Raw genomic sequence first — 14507 nt, forward strand, 5'->3', positions numbered from 1 at the left:
ATTTTTGTTTCTTTGTTGAAGAAGTCAGAGACTATTAAGTCAATGATTGTATTCGTCACTTCGAGTGATTTTTAATAAGAATGCGATAGCTTTATGATTAAAAATTGTATCGAGAAACTTTTTTAGTACTAAGGTTCTCGATACATTTTGTTTAAAAAAACTATCGCATTTTTAAACAAAACACTCGAACTGACGGTGTAATGTCCGATAACCCCAAAACCTACAAAAAACCATGAAAAAAACAATTCTTTTGACCGTTTCAATTTTAAGCGGATTGTTATCTTTTGCCCAATCAAACGAAGAAAAAAACATCAAACTGTTCTATAAAAAAGCTTTAACCGATTCGAAATGTTATACGTGGTTAGAGTATTTGTCTAATGATATTGGAGCGCGTTTATCGGGATCTCAAAATGCCCAATTGGCAATTAATTATACAAAAACACAATTAGAAGGTTTAGGATTGGATAAAGTATATCTTCAGGAAGTAATGGTGCCGCATTGGGTACGTGGAGAAAAAGAAACTGCTTTTATTCTGGATGGAAAAGTAAAAACAACGGTGCCAATTTGTGCCTTAGGAGGCTCAATTGCAACACCAAAAGCCGGACTTACGGCTGAGGTCATCGAAGTACTGGGTATAGAAGAATTAAAAACGTTAGGAGATAAAGTAAAAGGAAAAATCGTGTTTTTTAACAGACCAATGAATCCTGAAAACATAGAGACTTTTAAATCCTACGGAGCTTGTGTAGACCAAAGATTTGCAGGAGCAAAAGAAGCGGCCAAACTCGGAGCAGTTGGAACAATTGTCCGTTCGATGAATTTGCGTTTAGATGATTTTCCGCACACCGGAGCCCAGAGTTATGGCGATTTGCCAAAAGAGCAATATATTCCAACTGCTGCCATCAGTACTAATGGAGCCGAATTATTAAGCGCCACTTTAAAGATTAATCCTGCATTACGATTTTATTTCAAACAGTCCTGCGAGACATTGCCGGATGTTCTTTCATACAACGTAATCGGAGAAATAAAAGGAACCGTAACTCCTGAAAATATTATGGTTGTGGGTGGTCATTTGGATTCCTGGGATCTGGCAGACGGTTCTCATGATGACGGGGCAGGAGTGGTGCAGAGTATGGAAGTGGTTCGTATTCTTAAAAATTTAAATTATAAGCCAAAAAATACAATTCGTGTCGTTTTATTTATGAACGAAGAAAACGGCGGGAAAGGCGGTGCAAAATACGAAGAGGTTTCAAAACAAAAGAACGAGAACCACATTTTTGCTTTAGAAAGCGATTCGGGCGGATTTACACCAAGAGGATTTTCAATAGAAGCAGATGATGCCAATTTAAAGAAAATACAAGGCTTTAAGGATTATTTCGAACCTTATTTAGTGCATAGTTTCACCATTGGTCATGCAGGTTCAGATATTGGTCACTTGACCTCAAAAGCGATTGTTAAGGCAGGTTTAAAACCGGATTCACAACGTTATTTTGATTACCATCATGCTGCAAATGATAAATTTGATGCCATTAACAAAAGAGAATTGGAACTTGGTGCGGCTACTATGACTACGCTGCTTTATTTGATTGATCAGGGCGGGATTGTGCTTCCTGCGGCTAATTGATTTTTATAAAATTAGCATAAGCGATTAGTTAACAAAATATTCAAAACCACGATGAACGGATCTGCAAAATTGAAAATTTCATTAGCATTAGTGATAATACTTTTTATTTCATGTGAAAAACGAAATAATAATCTTTCAAGAACTTTACTTTTAGAACAATCAGAAAAACTTATCACTGCCAATCAAAGAGACCTAAATGGGTTGTTATCACAAATAGCAAAAGAGAATCTTGACCAGAAAAAAGGAACTTCTGTAGAGTATCAGAAAATTTCAAAACTATATAATGAATTAGAAAAGATAGAATTTGATATTAAAAAATCTAATCGCAAACAGTTCGAAGAGATTGTTAGTCAACAAAATATTAAATTTAAAGATGATTACGCTTTTAAATCTAAATTTCTTACTCCAATTAAGGTAGAAGATTTGCAGCAATTAGACGATGAAGTTTTCAAATTTTATGTAGTGTCAAAAATATCAGAATTTTACTTGTATTCAGCAGGAGATATTTTTGTACAACGTGATCATGTAAATCAGGCAGAGCTTTGAATGTTATTTAATAGACGTTAAGTATAATTACTTATTTTTGAAATTTACGGACTTTTGCATAAGCCTTTTGTTTCTCCGAAAGAGCTCAGTTTCAATTTTTCGTAAGTATAATTAACGGCGAACGTCGCTTTTACAGCTTTTTCGCATTTCAATAATCACCCTTTCATAGCAATCACATAATACAAAACCGCAATAGGAATATTACTCAACAACAGTAAAATCTTAACCGCAATATCTTTTCGTTCCTCATAAAATTTTACAAAACGACCTGTCAGATGCAACAACATAATTCCATTTAAAAGCAAAGCTGAAACAACAAACGGAAAAGCAAATACCAAAACATTAGAATTTTTATTGCTGAACATATAAACGGTAAATAAAACAGTACTAATTATAAAAGTCCCAATTACAATTCAGTAGACTGTGTTTCCTCTGAAAGTTTTTTATTGATAGTTGTCATAATTTTAAATATTAAAAATGTGTTGAATAGTTTTAACGGGTACCAAAAGCATGTTAGAAAAATTCAGATAATAAAATGAATGCGCTTTTTTGCCACGTTTGTATTGTTTAATAAAATATCCAATTTGTTTTGGATAAAAAGGTGTGCCAGAAAGAATAACCAAAAATAAGTACAGACTTCTTTTTCCGTTTCCTAAAAGATAATACTGCATCCCGATTTCATCAGTTACAGAAATCCCGGTATTGGTTAATACATGAATGACATCATGATCTTCTAATTTAGGTTGTATATCAAAATGATTAGTATGAAGAAAGTTGCCTAAACTGTTTCCTAAAGTTCCTTCCGGATAGTTCAGGAGCGTTGCTTTGTCAACTTCCCAGGGTGTATTTCGTTTAAAATACTTTTGATAAGGTTTTTTGGTGCATTCGTATAATTTCTCAATAATGTAATCTTTCATTGTTTTTATATGTTTTAAAAGTTCTTTGAATTTCAAAGTATTTAGATGAAAAAATAATTTAAATTAGAATGTATTCATAGTTTTGTTAGTTTTTAAAAGTACTTTGAATAACAAAGTAAATGATAAAAAAAATAGCTGCCAAATAAATCGACAGCTATTTTAGAAATATAATAAAAGTGGTTTTCAAAATTAAAATTCTCCCGACTATGATAATTTGCGAAAGAAGAATGCAATCAGGATTAACTGCCAGTTAATTCTTTGACCAATTGGTCAAGCTTGGCGCCATGAATATTTTTTGCTACAATAATTCCGTTTTTGTCAAGCAATAAATTATGAGGTAAAGCCTGTACCATATAATCTGCAACAGTAGGAGAGCTCCAGTATTTTAAATCGCTCACCTGTGTCCATGGCAGTTTCAGTTTTGCAATTGTTCCTGTCCAGACAGGCTTTTTTGTATCAAGAGATACTCCGTAAATAGAAAGTTTTTCAGAATAAGTATTGTATAGTTTTAATAATTCCGGCTGTTCTTTGATGCATGGACCGCACCAGGAAGCCCAAAAGTCAACCAATACTATTGTACCTCTTAGAGAGGAAAGTGCGACTTTTTCTCCTTTTGTATCGGGTAAATCAATCTCCGGGGCAATATCTCCAATTTCCAGGCCTACAACCTGTGCTTTGGTACTGATGCAAAATGTCAATAAGGCAATAAATAATATTTTTTTCATATTCAGTTATTTGGGGAATGAACTGTGCAAATATAAATAACACGATTTAAATTTTCTCCATAAAAATGAAGTGTTTCCACATAATTTTGTGTCAGCAGCAATTTATTTATTTTGATTTTCACGGATATATTTTGCCACATCCACCATTGTCGCAACCCAAATATCTTTTTTTCTTTTCTTTAAATATTCCAGTAATTTTCGGTGTTCTTCCAGATCTATATTCAAAGGATGTTCACCACCCACACCGTGAAACAGAAAAACGATAAAAGAACTTTTTTTCTCCGCTTCTTCAACCTGAGCAATCATTTGTTCTGCCGTGCTTCCGTTTTGGAAAAAAGAATTTACATTAGAAAAATCTACTCCTTTCATACTTAAATAACCTGGAGAAACTCCCCGGGCAGCAGCAAAATCATTTTTTAAGTAATTATAATACAACGTATCATTAGTGGTAAAATCCCCACACGGATAAGCAAACGTACGCTCGGTTTTACCGTCAATCGCTTTTAGTAGACTGTTTGTAATCCGGGTTTCCTTAACCGCTCTCGCAACAGTATATTTCGACAAATCAGTTTCCGATGTTACAAATTCCCTCCCTGGCAAATTTCCATTACAAGGATGATTTAAGGTATGATTACCCAGTTCATGTCCTGTCTTAGCAGCGGCTCTCCATTCAGGAATTCTCTCAGATACAACAGGCGACGAGCCTATGAGATAAAAAGTTCCTTTAAACTGATACGAATCAAGCATTGGAATGACCTTGTCAAGATGAATGTTTAAAGCATCGTCATACGTTAGTACAACGGCACATTTTTTACCATTCCAGTTTCTGCTTTCAGTCTGTGCATAAGCTGGGGCAGAAAACAGATAAACAATTACCGCAGTTAGTATGTTTTTGAGGTTTCTGTTTGACAGTTTATAAAGTGATTTGGTCATGTTAGTCTGTTTTATTTTAATGCTTTTCAATTATTCAGGCCGGAAATATAGGAAAAAAACTTCAGGCAAAAAGACAATGGTATTGTTTTAGTTCTTCGGTTTCTGGAAGATTACTTCAAATAGAAAATAGCTATCTTTACACTCATTATATTATTTATTTCATGGAAGAAAATAAACACGTAACAATATATGATATTGCTAAAAAGCTGAATTTAGCAACTTCAACGATTTCCAGGGCTTTACAGGATCATCACACGATTAGTGATAAAACCATAAAAAAAGTAAAAAAAACTGCTGAAGAAATGGGTTTTGTACCTAATACTCTGGCCGCAGGTTTACGTGGAAATAAGACCAAAACCATAGGTGTTTTGATTCCGACGGTTACACAGCCTTTCTTGTCTTCGTTGATTAGTGGCATCGAGATTGCAGCTCAAAAATCCGGTTATACGGTAATTATTATGCAGTCACATGACTCGTCAGAAGAAGAGGTGAATATGGCTAAATCCTTGTATAGTAATCGTGTGAGCGGTGTTATTTGCTCATTGGCTATGGAAACCAGGGATACATCACATTTTTTACAATTTTCAAACAATAATATTCCGCTTGTTTTTGTCGACAGGGTACCAAAAGATTTTAATACTTTCAGGGTTGTCATTGATAACTATTCAGCAGGCTATAAAGCAACCAAACACCTTATAGAACAGGGTTGTCTCCGAATAGCACATTTAACAGCAGGATCTGAGTTTGGTAATTTATATAATGAAAGAAGAAGAGGTTACATCGAAGCCTTAAAAGATCATAATTTGCCTGTAGATGAAGAACTTATTGTGAATTTAAAATCAGTTACGTATGAAGATGGAGTAAAGGCTAGCAATAAATTGTTTGATTTAAAGCCAGTTCCGGATGGTATATTTGCAGCTGGTGATATTATTGCCGTAAGTGCTGTTCAGACCGCAAAGAAAAGAGGAATAAAAGTTCCCGATGATGTTGCTGTTATTGGCTTTAATAATGACCCAATTTCTCAAATTATTGATCCGACTTTATCAACTATAACACATCCTGCAGAAAAAATGGGTAAGGCGGCTGCAGAAATCATTATTAAAAATCTAAAATCTTCTAAAAATGATGAGGTTAAAGAAATTACTTTTTTAAATACGGAGGTTTTGACAAGGGAGTCTTCGAATAGGAGGTAGTTATACAAGATTCCAAAAAAATCACGACAATTTGAAAAGTTACCATTTTTTGGTAACTTAGCTAAAAAAAATTATGGGACGAAATACTTCTATATCGCTTGGTGATCATTTCGAGAGTTTTATTGAAAATAGTGTTAATGATGGAAGATTCAATAACGCAAGTGAAGTTGTCAGAGCGGGCCTTCGTCTTTTAGAAGATGAAGAAAATAAGATAATTGCTTTAAGAAAAGCAATAAATGAAGGAATTGATAGTGGACGTGCAGTAGATTTTGATGCTAAAAAGTATCTTGAAGTTCTAAAAGCAAGAAAAAAATCAAATGGCTAAATATTATTTAACCAACAAAGCTGTTGATGATTTATCTGAAATTTGGGATTATACAATTGAAACCTGGTCTGAAATGCAAGCTGAAAAGTATTATGGTTTGATTTTATCAACATGTGACGATTTGGCAAATAATCCAGAACTTGGAAGAAACTATGATATAATTACTAAAGGAATATTGGGTTTTAAATCAGGCGAGCATATTATCTTTTACACAATTATATCAAAGACGAAATAGAAGTCGAAAGAATTCTTCACGGAATGATGGATTTGAAAGGCAAACTATAAATAACCTATAAAAGCGGTTAAATAGAATCAAAATTTAGCTTTAAACTTAGAAATCTTAAAATTCTTAGACTTAATTACCTTTCCATTATCAGTAATCATGACAGAACTGTATTCCGGAAATTTTTGCAGTAAAAGCAAACCTTCTTCTTTACCTAAAACCATAATAGAAGTGCTTAATCCATTTGCAGTTTCGGCATTTGGACCAAAAACAGTCACGCTGCACAAACCTGTAGCAGGATAACCGGTTGCCGGATTTATAATGTGAGAATATCGTTTACCGCTAAAAACAACATATTTTTCATAATTGCCTGATGTGGTAACAGCACCCTGATTCAACGGAACAACTGCCAGCAATTTTTCAGGCTTAAACGGATTCGTCATTCCGATTTTCCAGTCTTCTCCATTAGGTTGTTTTCCCCAGGTACTCATATCGCCGGATCCGTTTATGATTCCGGCTTTTATGCCTTTTGCGAGCATCATGGTTCTGCATTTATCGGTTGCGTATCCTTCGCCTAATGCACCAAAACCAATCTTCATTCCTTTTAACTTTAAGAAAATTGTCGATTGAACGCTGTCTAAAACAATATTTTTATAACCTACTTTCTCAACCGATTTTTTTATGGCTTCCGCCGAAGGCATTTCGGTCATCGAACCGTCAAATTTCCAAACCCGGTCTAAAGCAGCAAAACTAATGTCAAAACCACCGTTTGTAATTTCAGAGAACCGAATGGCTCTTTGTGTCAATTCAAAAACCTCACGATCTACTTTTATAGGCTTGATTCCTGCATTCTGATTCACTTCAGAAACCTGTGAATCCGGTTTCCAGTCTGAAATAAGACTTTCGATACGGCTGATTTCTGCAATTACCTCGTTTATATTTTGTTCAGCCGTTAGCGAATCCTGAGCTACAATGCTAATATCAAAACGACCTCCCATAAGCAAAGTAGTTCTTTTTCGCAATACCTGCGAATGCCCGGAAAAGCTCCAGAAAAGTATAAAAAGAAATAAAATTTTACAATAAGAGAATTTCATTCGACATAAAATTATTAATAGCAATCAGTTAATAATTGTCCATTTTTCTTATAATCATAAAGATTTTTAATACTGTTTACCAGACATAATTCGTTCAGAATTGTTTCAACATCTTTTTGCATGGCAAGCGAACCGCAAATCATAATAATACCGCCTTGTTGTAATAAATCAATAAAAAAAGCTGTATCACGTTTTATTAAATCCATCACGTAAATATGTTCGGCTTCACGCGAAAGAGCCAGATGAAAACTTGTAAGCTTTTGTTTCTGAATCATTTCGTGTGAAAACTTTTTATAACCGATAACGGTTTCAGTTTCCATTCTAAAACCACAGTACAAATGGGTTTCTGTTTTTTTCTTGTTTTGCTCAATCATGCCAAGAAAAGGAGCAATTCCGGTTCCGTTTGAAATCATAACCACTTTTGAGGCTTTGGAAGGAAAATGAAAATCCTTGTTGTTTATGATTCGGGCTTTAATAGTATTTCCGGCTTCAAGATTATTTAAAAATCCCGAACCCAATCCGTGAGGATGCAGTTTTACAACCAATTGAATGTTACCGGAATGATTTCCGATAGAGTAGAGGCGTTCGCGGGAATCGTTAGCCGGATAAATCGCAAGCAAATCTCCCGAACTGAATTTAGCCCTCATGTTGGCACGTAGGGTCAGGATAAAAGTATGTTCAGCTTCAGAAATCGCTGTTTTGTCTAAAACCATCAGTTTTTGAAGTCCTTTTGGAACGTGATTATATAAAGATGGGGTAGTGGCTAAAGGAATTCCGGTTTTTTTGCTCCACAATTTCACCCAGTTTACAAACTCAACTGCCGATTTATCATTTACGGTCTGCAGTTCCAGAAAACGTTCTGTCCAGTTTTGATGTTCTAACAGTTGATCAATTTCAACTGCAAACCGGCAAAAATCAGGATACGATTCTGAACCAAAACCAACTACCGAAAAGCTGATTTTCTGTTGTTGATTCTGCTTATGTAAAAGCGATTTAAATTGCGTTCCGTTTGAAGGTGCATCTCCCAAACCGTGTGTCGAAGAAAAGACAATAATATGTTCTGCTTTTGGGTAAACAGTAAAGCTGTTTAATTCAGTTATAAAAGTTTTGTGTCCCTGATTAATTAACTGTTTTAAAATTGCATTGGCAAATCTTAAAGAACTTCCGTTTTCAGAACCTACTAACAGAATAATACTGCTTTCATTGGCTTTAAACTTGTTTTTTATTCGGCTGGATCGTCTTTTTAAGGTAATCGCAAAACCCGAATAAATAAAGAAAAGGATATTGATACAGGCTAAAGCCAAAATAATAGCCCAGACTGCATTAATTCTTCCTGTATGAAGATCAAGACTTAACGCAGATAACTGAACAGTGAAAGGAGAGTTTTTTTGTGAAATAACTGTACCATTCACCTGATTGACTTCAATCTCGCGGTCTTTTAATTCAATAATGTAATATTCTTCAGGATCATCTGTAAAAGGGAATTCGATTTTTTTTACGTCAGAAAGGAGTGTACTTTTAAAGATGGAATTTTTTTTAGCTTCTGCCGAAAGTTCTGTTTTTACAGGTTTAGCTTTTTCATCACCCATAAAAAAGTTGAATCTTTCGAGCGATAAATACGTTCCGGTAAGCGCAATAATCAAAATCGGAATTAAAGCCAGACGTCCTAAAACAACATGGTAATATTGGGCAAAATATTCCTTGATGACTTTAGAAAAGAAATTTCGGATTCCGCATTGTCTTTTTAAGACAAGCACGAAACCCGAAATTGCTATTAGTACTAAACAAAAAGAGATTACGCCCACAAAAAATCGTCCTGCATCATGAAGAAACAAAGAGCGGTGAAAACCCGTAATCCATTGAATAAATTCGTTTTTTTTAACTGGTGTTCCTAAAGTTTTACCGGTTTTAGGATCAATATAGGCATTGATGTCATTTCCGTCTTCATCAATTGCCTGTAAGGTTACAAACTGATTATAATCGACACTTAATTCTGTAATTTCTGGATACGCCTTTTTTAATATTGGCAGTGTTTCGCCTAAAGTTATCTGATCAAAATTGGCTGTTTTGTACGGCAAAGTTTTTTCCTGTGCCGCATCGACTGCCAGAATTATTCCGGTTACCGAAGCCAAAATTAAAAATACTGAAGAAAATAAGGCCAAAGCCAGATGCGCGTAACGCCAGAAAGAAAGAGTCATTGAGTGGTATTCTAAAATGTAATCGTATTATATTTTGTTAAGTCTTACGTATCTGATGTATCCTTTGCCATCTGTTTTTGCGGCAAGCCCTTCAGTTGTAAGCGGAATTTCAAGATCGTTTACATAATATTTCTGATCTTCAACAGCCGATTCAAAACGTAATTTGTATCCTTTATTTATTTTAGCATTATCAATTTCAATTGTAGTGATACTGCGGTCTCCACCTGTGACAGATGCTCCGGTTTTGGCGCTGATATCTTCTGTTTTTTTAGCGTAAAATTTGTTCCATTCTTTTAAAGAACTGTACCATTTTTTGTCGTCGCCCATCACATAAAGTGTTTTTTCATATTCTCCTTTAGCATTGATAAGTGATACTACCACATAAGCACCTTCTCCCATGTAGTTTGACATTTGCAGCATACATTTGTATTTGCTTGATTGTGCATTTATATTAAAAGAAACAAGGCATATAAGGGCGGCCGTTAGAGCAGTTTTAAGAATAGATTTCATTTGAAATTGATTTGTTTTATTGGAATTGAAATTTAAAAAATTGAAATTGTATGATGGTTTACTTTAAAAAATCAACAGAAACATTGCTTTTAGTAAGCGATTCGTTTTCTTTGGCTAAAGCATAAGCACTTTCATCGAATTCAGTTGTTACTTCTTTTTTGGCACCAACAGAAATAAGGTATTTTAAGATAGTATCATCTTTGGCAACCATTGCTGCTTTATGCAAAGTTGTTAAACCATCTTTGTTTTTGGCGTTGATGTCAATATTTAAATCTGCAATTTTTTTCAGTAAAGCTAAATCGTTTTTAATAACAGCTATATGATATAATGTATTTCCGTCTTTTTGTGGAGTTGCCAGATTTAATCCTTTATCCTGTACTAATTTTATTTTGGCAGCAAACGGATCTTGTTTTGCATTAGCGTTATCGCCGCCTCGTCCCATCATTTGAGGGCGATAAGATTGTACGAGATAAACACCTAAATTGTTACCGTCTTTGTCTTTTACATTTATATCGGCACCTTTAGCTAAAAGCAAACTTACTGCTTCCGGAGATCCTGATCTCACTGCATTTGTCAATGCAGATTCGCCTTTTAAATTTTGAGCATTTACATTTTTTGAAGTAGGAAGCAAAAATTCTAAAACAGAAGTTTCTCTGGCAGCTGAGGCTACCATTAATGGCGTATTTCCTTCTTTATCAGCTTTATTTGCATCTACGCCTTTGATTATAAAATATTTGATGATTTCTGTTTGGTTTGGTTTACCTGCCAAAATGTGCAGTACATTTTGTCCCGATTTGTTAAGTGCAGTTGGTTTAATTTTAACTTCTTCAATCAGATATTTATAGGTTTCTATTGTATTACTTTCTCTGCGGCTCCCTTGTGCAGCAGTAAAAAGTGCATTGTCGTTTGGTTTAACTCCTTTTTCAATAAGTTTTTTCAAAAGCGGAATATTTCCGGATCTTGCTGCGTATGTAAAAGCGGTATTTCCGTCATTGTCTACATCTTTTAAAGACATTCCTTTTGTAGTAAAATAATCGGCAGCTTTTAATTCTTTATCCGATGAAATGGCTAATAACAATAAGTTGGCACCGTTTTGGTATTTTTTCTTAGGATCTATTCCAGCTTTGAAAAAAGCTTCATAGATTTCGGAGTTGTTCTGACCACTGCTGGCTGCTGCCGTAATAGGAAAACTTCCATGGCTGTCTTCTAAATTTATATCTGAACCTTTTGCAATCAGGTATTTTACAATTTCAGCATTTCCTTTTCCTGCAGCCCAATGAAGGTAAATTCGGTTATCGTGTGTTGGTTTGTTTACCTCATTGCCCGGTTGTTCCAATAAGAATTTTATCGTTTCTGTTGGAGCATCATTATTAATTGCCATTACAACAACATCAAAAGCATTTGCTGTAGCTGCTGAAGGATTATTGCCCTTTGCTATTTCAGCTTTAATAGTTTCGACATTAGGAGCTGTTTTCCAGAAAGACTGGTCTAATAAAGTATTTTTTTGCTGGGCATTAACAAATAATGAGATAGTTAAAGCAAAAGAAACAAGTAAATTATTTTTCATAAAAATGTTAAATAAGTTTTTGGCAAAAGTATCAAATGATTATTTGATACCTTAAAATCCAAAAGGTTTAAAATTGGCTTATTTTTTTAATTATTTAGAATAAATAAAAATAACGCAAATATAAAAATAAATGTTAGAATACCAATGTTTATTTGATTTTAAGAAAGTTTTTAGTGTAAGTCAAGTGATAGGTAGATATTACAATTTTAATTAAATGAACTAACAAAAGATAGTTTTTGTAAAATAGAAAGCCATCTCTTTTAGAAATGGCTTTTTTTTTAATGTCAAGATGTTAAAAATGCCTGAAATAAAGAAGAGAATGTCTGTGGAATTAGGCAAGTGCTTAAATAATTGTACCCTGTTTTTTCTCCATCTGGCAGCTAAGTTGAGATCCGTAGTATGGAATGTATATATGAACATAAATAAATTTTTCCATACATATTTTGGATTTAAATCCAACTCTGATTGTTTACATTTTCTGTAATTTATATGGAAGGCTTATTATCCCCAGCCATCATACCTTTCTGTAGGCAGCATAAGTACTCCCGGAGGATTAAATACCAGTAGTTTTTCTCTAAGCCATTCATCAATAATGATAAGAGTTGGAGCCTCTGCAAGCCTGAAAAGTCGTTGTCCCATAGTTTTTGCCGGGTCTATTTTGAAAGAGTACAGATTAGCACCCCAGCCACCATACCGTGGCTTCATTACACTTTCCTTTTCGTTTACAGCTTTTATCAGTCCTATAATATTAATCAATGAGTAAGCAATCTCAATTTCTCCTTCAGGATTTGTAAGTTCAACCGGGAAACTCTGGAAGTTATCGACTCCGAGCCGGATAAGTTCAGTAATAAAATATTTGTGAAATAAGGTTACTATTCCATCAATAATGCAACCTCGGTAATCACTGCTTCGAGGTGATAGTGAAAGACAAATAGGGGTATTGGGTACAGGTAATTTTTTTCCGCCAACAAGAGCTATAGGATCAATATTTTCAGGACAACTTAAAAGTGAGGGTTGTTCTATTATCCTTGGATCCTGCTGAAGTATGTAATAGTTCATTTTAATTATTCTTTATATTATTATGTGCTTAGCGTTTCAATTAAGCTTGGTATTTGCAACGATTTTAATAGCGTTTCATGAAAAAACAGAAAAGTTTTTTTTTTCAAATATAGAACTGCCGGATTTTTAGAACATCATTATTTGTAATGATTTTTAAAATCAAATGTTACCTTAAATTGCGCCGAATTATATAAGCCAGAAAGCGAATTATATAATTTTTTCTGGATATTATTTTTGATTTTTGAAGAGAAATAACTTAAACAAACTATTTTATTACAATAAATAATATATTTTTAAATTTTTAAATCCCAAATACAATGAAAAGCACAAATTACATTCTAATTCTTTCGACTGCATTATTATTTCTATTTAGTTGTTCGAATGATAAAGATCCTAATAACGATCCGGGAACGCCAACAGATCCTGTAGAAAATAATCCGCCCAATACAAAATATACAGCTGCATTTGAAGGCCAGACCCGTATAGGTGGTCTACAGACTAATACTGAATATGAAGCAAAGATTATTACTTCGGGCCTGACAAGTCCATGGGGTGTAAAAATGCTTCCTGATGGAAAGCTTTTAGTTACACAAAAGGGAGGAAATCTGCGCATTGTTAAAGCAACGGGAGAGGTTAGTGCTGCTATTACTGGTATTCCTGCTGTGAATGCTTCTGGTCAGGGAGGACTTTTAGGTTTGTGTATTGACCCTGATTTTACCACAAATCGAATGATTTATTGGGTATTTTCAGAAGCAGTAGCCGGTGGAAATATTACTGCTGTTGCAAAAGGAAAATTATCAAATGATGAAAAAACAATAGAAAATGCAGTGGTAATTTATCGTACTACTCCGGCTAATCCTAGTGATGATCATTATGGAGGCCGTATCCTTTTCGACAAAACAGGAAATCTTATAATTAGTACAGGTGAACGATCTGTTCTTGCAACCAGACCATTAGCGCAATCTTTGACGGCAAGTCTGGGAAAAGTAGTCAGAATTACAAAAGATGGACAGCCTGCCTCTGGTAACCCTGTTTTGGGTCAGACTGGAGCCCTGGCTGAATTATATACGTATGGACATAGAAATCCACAAGGTCTGGCACTTCATCCGGTTTCGGGTGAGATCTGGCTTAGTGAGCACGGACCACGCGGAGGAGATGAGATTAACAGATTAGAGGCAGGCAGTAATTACGGATGGCCGGTTATCACCTATGGAATTGAATATGGGGGAGCAAAAATAGGTGCCGGAATTCAGCAACAGGAAGGTATGAAGCAACCAGTCTATTATTGGGATCCTGTTGTATCGCCAAGTGGTATGACCTTTTATACCGGAAGTCGCGTTCCTGAATGGGAAAATAACTTATTTATAGGTGCATTGAGTGGGAAACACGTAGTACGTCTTGCGATTGAAAACAACCGTGTTATTGGTGAAGAAAGACTTCTTGCTGGCGAGGGTCAGCGATTTAGAGATATTACTCAGGGACATGACGGAGCTTTGTATGCTGTAACCGATGGGGGAAGACTCTATAAAATTGATAAGAAATAGTAAAATTTCGAATGACGCTTACCAGAAATATTGATAGCCGGAATAAAAATAT

General features: G+C 34.7%; 15 protein-coding genes. 6 read left to right on the plus strand and 9 right to left on the minus strand.

Annotation, left to right across the window (positions count from 1 at the left end; translation table 11 throughout):
* Positions 1-232: 232 nt before the first annotated feature.
* Both GXM16_RS12560 and GXM16_RS12565 read left to right on the plus strand, forming a co-directional pair.
* A complete protein-coding gene (locus GXM16_RS12560) occupies positions 233-1621 on the plus strand; it encodes a M20/M25/M40 family metallo-hydrolase (protein WP_163394780.1) in 1389 nt (462 codons plus the stop codon).
* Positions 1622-1690: 69 nt separating this feature from the next.
* Positions 1691-2167 (plus strand): hypothetical protein, encoded by a 477-nt coding sequence (locus tag GXM16_RS12565; protein ID WP_163394781.1) that lies wholly within the window; start codon positions 1691-1693, stop codon positions 2165-2167.
* Positions 2168-2322: 155 nt separating this feature from the next.
* Here the strand turns inward: GXM16_RS12565 and GXM16_RS12570 are convergent, their stop codons facing one another.
* The 4 genes from GXM16_RS12570 to GXM16_RS12585 all read right to left on the minus strand — a co-directional run bounded on the left by GXM16_RS12570 (position 2323) and on the right by GXM16_RS12585 (position 4742).
* Positions 2323-2532 carry a hypothetical protein gene (locus GXM16_RS12570; protein ID WP_229684336.1) on the minus strand — a complete coding sequence of 70 codons (210 nt, stop codon included), beginning with the start codon at positions 2530-2532 and terminating at the stop codon, positions 2323-2325.
* 99 nt (positions 2533-2631) lie between these two features.
* Positions 2632-3084: a hypothetical protein gene (locus tag GXM16_RS12575; RefSeq protein WP_163394782.1), complete on the minus strand. Its 453-nt coding sequence runs from the start codon at positions 3082-3084 to the stop codon at positions 2632-2634.
* Between the two features lie 239 nt (positions 3085-3323).
* Complete coding sequence (locus GXM16_RS12580; protein WP_163394783.1) at positions 3324-3809, minus strand: TlpA family protein disulfide reductase; 486 nt, start codon at positions 3807-3809, stop codon at positions 3324-3326.
* A 102-nt stretch (positions 3810-3911) separates the two neighbouring features.
* Complete coding sequence (locus tag GXM16_RS12585) at positions 3912-4742, minus strand: polysaccharide deacetylase family protein (RefSeq protein WP_163394784.1); 831 nt, start codon at positions 4740-4742, stop codon at positions 3912-3914.
* A 161-nt stretch (positions 4743-4903) separates the two neighbouring features.
* Here GXM16_RS12585 and GXM16_RS12590 point away from each other — a divergent pair, with 161 nt between their 5' ends.
* The 3 genes from GXM16_RS12590 to GXM16_RS12600 all read left to right on the plus strand — a co-directional run bounded on the left by GXM16_RS12590 (position 4904) and on the right by GXM16_RS12600 (position 6495).
* Positions 4904-5935 carry a LacI family DNA-binding transcriptional regulator gene (locus GXM16_RS12590; protein WP_163394785.1) on the plus strand — a complete coding sequence of 344 codons (1032 nt, stop codon included), beginning with the start codon at positions 4904-4906 and terminating at the stop codon, positions 5933-5935.
* A 73-nt stretch (positions 5936-6008) separates the two neighbouring features.
* A complete protein-coding gene (locus tag GXM16_RS12595) occupies positions 6009-6260 on the plus strand; it encodes a type II toxin-antitoxin system ParD family antitoxin (RefSeq protein ID WP_163394786.1) in 252 nt (83 codons plus the stop codon).
* Positions 6253-6495: a type II toxin-antitoxin system RelE/ParE family toxin gene (locus GXM16_RS12600; RefSeq protein WP_308422535.1), complete on the plus strand. Its 243-nt coding sequence runs from the start codon at positions 6253-6255 to the stop codon at positions 6493-6495. The genes GXM16_RS12595 and GXM16_RS12600 overlap by 8 nt, the downstream gene beginning before the upstream one ends.
* A 77-nt stretch (positions 6496-6572) precedes the next feature.
* Here GXM16_RS12600 and GXM16_RS12605 read toward each other — a convergent pair whose 3' ends face one another.
* From GXM16_RS12605 to GXM16_RS12625, 5 genes are all read right to left on the minus strand, one after another.
* A complete protein-coding gene (locus tag GXM16_RS12605) occupies positions 6573-7577 on the minus strand; it encodes an FAD:protein FMN transferase (RefSeq protein WP_163394787.1) in 1005 nt (334 codons plus the stop codon).
* 14 nt (positions 7578-7591) lie between these two features.
* Complete coding sequence (locus GXM16_RS12610) at positions 7592-9775, minus strand: PepSY domain-containing protein (RefSeq protein WP_163394788.1); 2184 nt, start codon at positions 9773-9775, stop codon at positions 7592-7594.
* Positions 9776-9802: 27 nt separating this feature from the next.
* Positions 9803-10285: a DUF2271 domain-containing protein gene (locus GXM16_RS12615; RefSeq protein ID WP_163394789.1), complete on the minus strand. Its 483-nt coding sequence runs from the start codon at positions 10283-10285 to the stop codon at positions 9803-9805.
* 58 nt (positions 10286-10343) lie between these two features.
* Positions 10344-11852, minus strand: coding sequence for an ankyrin repeat domain-containing protein (locus GXM16_RS12620; RefSeq protein ID WP_163394790.1), 1509 nt, complete (start codon positions 11850-11852; stop codon positions 10344-10346).
* A 501-nt stretch (positions 11853-12353) separates the two neighbouring features.
* Complete coding sequence (locus GXM16_RS12625; RefSeq protein WP_163394791.1) at positions 12354-12911, minus strand: hypothetical protein; 558 nt, start codon at positions 12909-12911, stop codon at positions 12354-12356.
* Between the two features lie 317 nt (positions 12912-13228).
* Between GXM16_RS12625 and GXM16_RS12630 the strand changes: the two genes are divergently transcribed.
* Positions 13229-14455, plus strand: a complete 1227-nt coding sequence (locus GXM16_RS12630; RefSeq protein WP_163394792.1) for a PQQ-dependent sugar dehydrogenase — start codon at positions 13229-13231, stop codon at positions 14453-14455.
* Positions 14456-14507 lie beyond the last annotated feature (52 nt).

Origin of the sequence: Flavobacterium limi (genome assembly GCF_010645075.1) — a bacterium.
Classification (GTDB): Bacteria; Bacteroidota; Bacteroidia; order Flavobacteriales; family Flavobacteriaceae; genus Flavobacterium; species Flavobacterium limi.